The 694-nt window shown below is 51.6% G+C and carries 1 protein-coding gene; it reads right to left on the reverse strand.

Features of this window, described 5'->3' with window-relative positions:
* Positions 1-3: 3 nt before the first annotated feature.
* Positions 4-537 carry a plastocyanin/azurin family copper-binding protein gene (locus A3754_RS05530; protein ID WP_063519039.1) on the reverse strand — a complete coding sequence of 178 codons (534 nt, stop codon included), beginning with the start codon at positions 535-537 and terminating at the stop codon, positions 4-6.
* Positions 538-694 lie beyond the last annotated feature (157 nt).

Here is a 694-nt window from a genome sequence, read left to right on the forward strand (position 1 = left end):
GGTTTACTCAAAGTTAACGTCACCGTACATGCCGGCCTGGTAGTGGCCTGGCACGTTGCATGCGAACTCAATGTCGCCTTTTTCCGTAAACTTCCAGACAACTTCCTTGCTCTGTCCGGGCTCAAGCAACACGCTGTTTGGATCGTCATGCTTCATGGTTTTTCCGTTGCCCATGTCCATGCTCATCATGTCGTGATTCAGCTTCCCGCCCTGAATCACGCCGTGCTCTACCATCATCATCATTTCCTCCTGATGCCCCTCATGCATCTCAGGTGTGCCGATGTTGAACTCGTGAACGAGGTTCCCTTTGTTCTCCACCATGAACCGCACCGTTTCCCCGGGGCTTACGGTGATTGATTCCGGTTCATAGTAGTTGTCGTACATTTCGACTGTTATGGTTCGGCTGACCTCTGAGGCTTTGCCGGGCTCACCACTCGCAGCGCCGTGACCATGGCCTCCACCATGGGTTCCAGCGGCAAAGGCGGTCGCCGACAATGAGATAGCCGCAGCAGCAACGAGAAATTTTGATATGGTCATATATCTTCTCCCTTGAACAGATTTGGCCCTGGAGGCCGGGTTGTCTCACTCAAAACTTGAGCAATATCCAGAAACGGTTGCTACCATCGCTCAGCAACCTGAATCCATGCTGAAAATCGGAATTATTTTTTTCGTTCAGGCACAATTCAGCTTGGAC

It is taken from the genome of Alcanivorax sp. HI0083 (assembly GCF_001635175.1).

What these genes read in the sequence shown, in the direction of transcription:
- A3754_RS05530 (WP_063519039.1), bottom strand. Translation starts at nt 537, where the DNA reads ATGACCATATCAAAATTTCTCGTTGCTGCTGCGGCTATCTCATTGTCG.